This is a genomic window from Candidatus Chloroploca mongolica (genome assembly GCF_004762035.2).
GTDB classification, from domain to species: Bacteria; Chloroflexota; Chloroflexia; order Chloroflexales; family Chloroflexaceae; genus Chloroploca; species Chloroploca mongolica.
Genome location: NZ_SIJK02000099.1, coordinates 3,250 through 10,101, shown reverse-complemented (window position 1 = coordinate 10,101; position 6,852 = coordinate 3,250). Strand labels below are relative to the sequence as shown.

Here is a 6,852-nt window from a genome sequence, read left to right as displayed (position 1 = left end):
GTGTTCACATGGTGTCGGTTGCCGCTGCTGACTCTGACTTTGCATCAGCCCTGCCAATCCACTGCTTTATGCGCAAAAAACACCCGATCTATGATATGATAGGTTTCTATAGTAGCTAAGTCTATCTCAACTATTATCAGGAGCCACCGATGAAGGCTGTGAGTCTGCGCATCTTATTGCTCTCAATGGGCCTGTTGCTGATTGCATGGGGCATCTTGCCAGTTGGTTTGACACCGGTACAGGCGTCGTCTACGCTGTTGGTCACCGAAGTTCCTACGGTTGAGCCGCCTACGCCAACCGATACTCCTGCCCCAACCGATACTCCTGCCCCGACCGATACTCCTGTCCCGACCGATACTCCTGCCCCAACCAATACGCCTACGAATACGCCCGTCCCAACCAACACCCCAATGCCAACCAACACGCCTACACCTGGCGGGGAGCTTCCGCCGCCCGCACAACCGACGCGCACGCCTACGCCTAGCCCGACACCAATCCCTGGTATGCCCGCCGATCCTGCGGTGACCAAGCGTGTTGAGCCACCCGTGGCAACCGTTGGTTCGCAGGTTGTGTATACGATCCTGGTGACGAATCGCGGCGGTTTGCAGGCCGTTGATGTGGTTGTGGAAGATGTGTTGCCAACCTTTGTGTCCCCGGTTGCGGTCGTGGCGAGCCGTGGTGAGGTGACGGTCGATGGTCAGCGGGTGCGCGTGGTGATCGGGACGCTCGATCCCGGTGAGACGGTGACGATCACGGTGACTGCGACGGTCACGGCGATGGTGTCGCCGCCCAACAATACGAATCTCGCCGTTGTCTCAAGCACGTCGCCCGATGGTGATCCCAATAATAATGAGTCCAGCGTTGAACTGGTGGTTGTTGAGGTTCCCGCAACGCTGCCCGAAACAGGGGCAACGACCTCTGCTTTTGTGCCGCTGCTTGCGCTGATCCTTGGCTTTGCCCTGATTACCACGAGCTTCCTTGTGCGTCGCCGTGCAGCTTAGGGGAAGGCGTGCTCGCATTACCTGGTGGGGTGCTGTGGCCTGGTTTCGCCATGCCACAGCCCTCCGCTCACTTGCCTGGTTCAGCTTCTTCGTTCTGTTCCTCACTGGCACCACTGCTTCGGCTACGTATGTCAACCCGACCAACACCCTCGTCCGTGAGGGCTGGCTCCGTGGTCAGCAGGTGCGCGTATTTGATGCCGGGAATGGGGCGCTGCACGTTGAAGTGGTTGGAGCCGGTCGCGTGACCGCGCTGCACGAGCTCGCTACGCTGACGACAACACCATTTGCCACTGGCGCACCACCACCAGACCCTGCCGCCGCTCAGGCAGCCTGGCATGTGCATGTCACGAAAACGGGGATGCAGCGGCTTCCTGTCGCTTCGCTCGTCGCCGCAGGTTTCCCGCTTGAGGGCGTCACCAATGCTCGCCTTATGCATCGCGGCAACGCAGTCGCCCTGGAAGAGGTGCGCGATGCTCAGGGCACCCTGGTTGAACTACGCTTTTATGCCGAGCCAGGTGATCGCTGGTCAGACACGGCGATCTTCTGGCTGACCAGTGGTGCCACACCTGGTCTGCGGATGGCCCACCTTGAGGCCCAGCCAGGCCCGGCCAGTCTCTTGATCCCGATCCGCACCACCGCCTTGGAACGGGGAACATGGCGCGAGAATACGATCTATGAGTCGCGTTTGCCAGGGCATGATGGCGATCACTTTTTCAGTCGGGATCTGCGGGTGGCCGCAGGCGGGGGCGAACCTGAGCCACCCGTGCCACCAACCTATGAGGTGCCGTTGCAGACGCACCTGCCCGCAGCACCAGGCCCCGTCAAGCTGACGGTTGAGGGCGACACCTTTTCGCGTGAGCAGCATACCCTCGAAGTACGGCTCGCCGACCATACTGTTCGCCAACAATGGTCAGGCAGCGGCCTCTGGGCGGTCGAGACGCTGATGCCAACCCGTGGTCCTACGGTGACGGTGGCGCTTTTGCCGGGGATTCGCTCTGATCGCGTCCATGTTGATGCGGTCAGTTGGCAAGCCCCTGTCACCCTGGATCTGGCGCAACGCGGGGCGACTTTTCTTGGTGAGACCGGAAAATTTATCTATCAACTCAATGGACAACCCACGTCATCGGCGGTCTATCTCGTTGACAATCGCACCCGCCCAGTGCGCCTGCATTTCACCGGGCCACGTTTTATGCATGAGGCAAGCACGCCTGGGCACTATCTTGTTACCGGCGACGGCACTCTGCACACGCCCGAACTACGGCGTACAGCCCCAGTTGACCTGGCACAACCCCTGAATGCTGAGGCCCTCTACCTTGCCCCGCAAGAGTTCCTCGCCGCCCTTGAACCGCTGCTTGCGCACCGTCGTAGCCAGGGGCACACGGTGGCCGCCGTGGCAACCGAGGCGATCTATGCAACCTGGAGCCACGGCCAGCTTGATCCTGAGGCGATTCGAAGCTTCCTGCGCTATGCCGCCGAGACCTGGGCGGTTGCGCCAACCAGTGTGATCCTCGTGGGTGACGGCAGCAGCGATCCGCGCAACTACTTTGGCTTCAACCAGCCGATCCGCGTCCCGCCCTACCTCGCCTTTGTTGACCCATGGCTTGGCGAAACCGCCTGTGACACATGTTATGTCCAGTTGCACGGCAATGATCCGCGGAGCGACAGTTTGCAAGATATGTGGATCGGGCGGCTTCCGGCAAAGAGTGTAGTTGAAGTAGAAGACGTCGTCAACAAAATCTTGACGTACGAAGAGACCACCTCGAGCGAACCGTGGCAGAGCACGATTGCCTATATTGCCGATAACAATGATCTTGCGGGCGACTTTGCCCAGGCCGTTGCCGAGAGTGCCGCCCTGCACCCGGCGGGCCTTCGGCTTACGAGAATGCTCTATGATCCTGCGGCCCCGCCCGGTGATCCGTGGCGCAAACGCGATCCGCTCGTAGCCCGCGACCGCACGATGCAAGCCTTCCGCGATGGAGCGGCGATTGTCCACTACATTGGGCACGGGCTCCAGTATCAATGGGCCTACACCGGGCCGCCGCTCAACCCCGGCGAACCCGATCAGCACCAGTATTTGCTTGGCCTCTTTGACGTAGACAGCCTCGGCAATCAGACGCGGTTGCCGGTGGTACTGAGTATGAGTTGTCTCACCGGTTCCTTCCAGATCCCGGCCTCGCGGGGCACCTCGATTGACGAACGCCTGGTGATCCAGGCGAATGGAGGGGCCATTGCCGCGTGGAGTTCAACCGGATTGGGGGTACTGTATGGGCACGACGCGCTGCAACGTGGCTTCTATCGGGCGCTCTGGGCGGCACCGAGGCAAGCTTCGCTCGGGCACCTGACGCTCGCTGGCTCGCTCGAACTCTTTGGCACCACCCGCTGCTGCCAGGCGTCACTGCGTACGTTTGTCTTGCTTGGTGATCCACTCACGATCCCGCAGATCTACCAGGAAGCGGGCACGATCTTTTTGCCCGTGGTGGGGAGGTGAGTTGTGTGCGCAAAAAAAGCCAGCCTAGCTGGCTTTTTTTGCGCACACAACAACTGGTCAGATACGTTAGGGATTGGTGGGGGTAGGGAAGACCGATTGTTCATTGGTAGGCGCGACCTGATCTTCGCGTACCCAACCAACGATGCGCTGGTCGCCGACGCGGGTAAAGACCTGGTACCAACCATCCTGAAGATCGAAGGGCACGATGCGGGCGTCGGGGCCAACGCGGGCCAGGATGCGCCCGTTATCCTGCGGGATAGCGCGGATGATCGTGCCTTCGGCAAGCGCCCGCATGACAGGATAATCAGGCGGCAAGAGCGCCGCACCATCATTGGGATCACGCGCCTTCAGGTAAGCGAGAATGCCGGTGGCAATAGCGTTGGCAATGCGATCAGGTTGCCCAAAGAGGATCTCGCGGTCGGCGGCGTTGGTCATAAAGCCCATCTCGACAATGATCGCTGGCGTCGTTGACGTGATCGCGTGGGTGTAGCGCCGCCAACTAAACGCATAGTAACCCTTCATATTGAAGGTCACGCCACCAACATCTTCGGGCATGCCTGTACCGGGGCCATACGCGGCCCCAACGGCCGCCATCAGGGCCTTGCTCGCCTCAGAGGCCCGCCACGGCGTGGCGAGCTTCCAGCCACGCGGCCCGCCACTGGTCGAACCATCGGCATGAATGGCAAGGAACGCATCGGCGTCATATCCGGGTGGCACCGTCGCAGGAATGATATCCACGACCACACCTTCAGCTTCAAGCAAGGGCGTAATCCGATTGACAATATCGAGATTCAACTCGGCTTCGGTGATCCGCCCCCAGCGTGCGCCCGTCGACGTGCGCAGACGCGCCAGTTCGTCGGGCAATTCATTGGAACGCAGATGACCCACCTGAAGACCAACCCGCGGCGGGGTTGCGGGATCGCGTGGGGTAGGCGTAGGGATCCCCGTTGCTTCTGGCGCAACCTCAGGTGCCGGCACCTCCGCAGCCTCCCCAGTCGGCTCTTGCTCATCAGCGGCGTCGGCAGTGGGGGAGACCGGTGAGGGAACTGCCGCACTGGTTGGAGCCGGATCAAACGAACGCACGGCTTGCGTCGGCGTTGGTGCCGCAAGGATCGGAGCCGCACGCGCTACCGGTGAAGGATCAGGCACAACAGCCGTCGGTGTCGGCACCAACGCATAGACCGGAGTACAGGCCACAAGCAGCACGATGGAAAGAAGCATCAGCGGCAACAGACGGACAGAAAGGTGCATTGTACGTAACCTTCGCGAACTAGAATCAATACCTTGCCAAGAAGACGGATCATTTGACGCAAAGGCGCAGAGGCGCTAAGGTTTGATGAAACTTCATAAGCCAAACCCTCCTGGATACAACCCAAGCAGGCCTGCTATAATAGCGTACCATAACAATGGTTATAACACACAAAAGCCTTGCACAAGATGAGGATACAATGATTGTTATTAAAGTCGGGGGAAGTGCTGGCAATAACTACGATGCCCTCTGTGATGATCTCGCTGCCCACTACAAACAGGGCGAAAGTCTTGTGCTCGTCCACGGCGGTTCTCATGAGACAAATCGCCTGGGTGATGCAGTAGGCCACCCGGCTCGCTTTGTCACGTCACCGAGTGGGTACACCAGTCGCTATACCGACCGACGGACGCTCGAACTTTTTATGATGGCGACCGGTGGTCTCGTCAACAAAGGGCTGGTCGAGCGCCTGCAAGCCCGTGGATGCAATGCCGTTGGTCTGAGTGGCCTCGATGGACGCCTGCTCGAAGGGCGACGCAAGGCGACGATTCGGATTCTTGAAGAGGGACGCCAGAAACTCTTGCGTGATGACTGGACCGGGACAATCGAGCAGACGAATGTGACCCTGCTACGGTCACTGCTCGAGGGCGGCTATCTGCCGGTGATTGCACCCCTGGCTTGCTCTGAGGCAGGCGAGGCGCTGAATGTTGACGGTGATCGCGCCGCCGCCGCGATTGCCGCCGCCCTCGGCGCAACGACACTTCTTTTGCTCTCGAATATCCCTGGTCTGCTCCGCAATTTCCCCGACGAAACGTCGCTCATCACCCAGATTGCACCCGAAGAGATTGAAACCGTGCTTCCCTATGCCGAGGGGCGCATGAAAAAGAAGATCCTTGGGGCCCAGGAAGCCCTGGCCGCCGGCGTTGGACGGGTGATCATTGGTGATGCGCGCCGAGTCAATTCGGTCTCACTCGCACTCGATGGACACGGCACCGTCATTGGATAAGCTAAGAGAGAAGGCAGCAGTATGCGCTACGATGTGGTAGGATTGGGCATCGCCTCACTCGATCTGATTGGGGTGACTGAAGAGCAACCGCTCTTTGGGGCAAAACAGTCGCTGACCGGTTGGCACGAAATGGGTGGGGGACCCGTTGCGACGGCCCTGGCGACGTTGGCGCGCATGGGGGCGCGGGTCGCAATGACGGGGGCCGTTGGCAATGACGGGTATGGACAACGGATTCTCACCGATCTGCAAACCGCCGGGATCGATACGCAGGCGATGCATGTGCGGCCAGGGACTTCGCACGTCAGCTTTGTGCTGGCCGAGCCAGGTCGTGACCGTCGTACCGTCTGGTGGCACAATGATCCCACGGTATTGGAACAAGTACCGCTCGAGCACGAATTGATCCGCTCGGCACGGGCGCTGCTTATTGACACGCACATGCCCCAGGTAGCGTTGCACGCAGCGCGTACCATGCAGGCCACTGGGGGCCTCGTCATGATCGACGCCGAGCGCGTCCGCGAGCATACGCTCGACCTACTCCCGCTCTGCAATCTGATCGTTGTGTCAGCCGAATTTGCCCGCCAGGCCACCGGCGTTGTTGAACCCTGGGAATCCGCCCGTGTCCTCCACAGTCGCTACGAAGAGCAACTAGTGCTTGTGACATGCGGGGCCGAGGGAAGTTGGTGCGCCAACAAGGACGAACTCTTTCATACCCCAGCTTTCGAGATCGAGCCACTTGACACCACAGGGGCCGGCGACGTCTTTCATGGCGCGCTGCTCTATGCGTTGCTCCGTGATGACCCGCTTCGCCTAGCGATACGGTTTGCCAGTGCCGCCGCCGCCCTGAGCTGCCAGGGGCTAGGCGGGCGCGGCAACCTGCCCACCGTCAGCGAAGTGGAAGCCTTGCTTGAGCCCACCTAAATAAAAGATCCGATTTTGCGCGGAATACCTTGCACAGAAGCGCACGCGAAGCCGCGAAGCCGCGAAGGGGTCGCGCACCGACGCGAGCGCAAACCTGTGCGCCTGTGCGTCAAAAAACCCGCCTTCGTTGCGACGCACTACCTTGCACAGAAGCGCACGCGAAGCCGCGAAGCCGCGAAGGGGTCGCGCACCG

Annotated in this window: 5 protein-coding genes; 4 read left to right on the top strand and 1 reads right to left on the bottom strand. The window is 60.4% G+C overall.

Annotation, left to right across the window (positions count from 1 at the left end):
• Nucleotides 1-149: 149 nt before the first annotated feature.
• Together EYB53_RS24135 and EYB53_RS26460 are read left to right on the top strand one after the other, a co-directional pair.
• The gene (locus tag EYB53_RS24135) at nt 150-1,001 is read left to right on the top strand and encodes a CLIPPER-2 domain-containing protein (protein WP_167857595.1); all 852 of its coding nucleotides are present in this window, start codon (nt 150-152) and stop codon (nt 999-1,001) included.
• A gap of 34 nt (nt 1,002-1,035) precedes the next feature.
• Nucleotides 1,036-3,489 (top strand): C25 family cysteine peptidase, encoded by a 2,454-nt coding sequence (locus EYB53_RS26460; protein ID WP_135481953.1) that lies wholly within the window; start codon nt 1,036-1,038, stop codon nt 3,487-3,489.
• Between the two features lie 66 nt (nt 3,490-3,555).
• Here the strand turns inward: EYB53_RS26460 and EYB53_RS24125 are convergent, their stop codons facing one another.
• Nucleotides 3,556-4,740: an N-acetylmuramoyl-L-alanine amidase gene (locus EYB53_RS24125; protein ID WP_167857594.1), complete on the bottom strand. Its 1,185-nt coding sequence runs from the start codon at nt 4,738-4,740 to the stop codon at nt 3,556-3,558.
• Between the two features lie 197 nt (nt 4,741-4,937).
• Here EYB53_RS24125 and EYB53_RS24120 point away from each other — a divergent pair, with 197 nt between their 5' ends.
• Together EYB53_RS24120 and EYB53_RS24115 are read left to right on the top strand one after the other, a co-directional pair.
• Nucleotides 4,938-5,741, top strand: coding sequence for a [LysW]-aminoadipate kinase (locus EYB53_RS24120; RefSeq protein ID WP_135481951.1), 804 nt, complete (start codon nt 4,938-4,940; stop codon nt 5,739-5,741).
• A gap of 21 nt (nt 5,742-5,762) precedes the next feature.
• On the top strand, nt 5,763-6,659 hold the full coding sequence (locus EYB53_RS24115; protein WP_135481949.1) for a PfkB family carbohydrate kinase: 897 nt from the start codon (nt 5,763-5,765) through the stop codon (nt 6,657-6,659).
• Nucleotides 6,660-6,852: the final 193 nt, after the last annotated feature.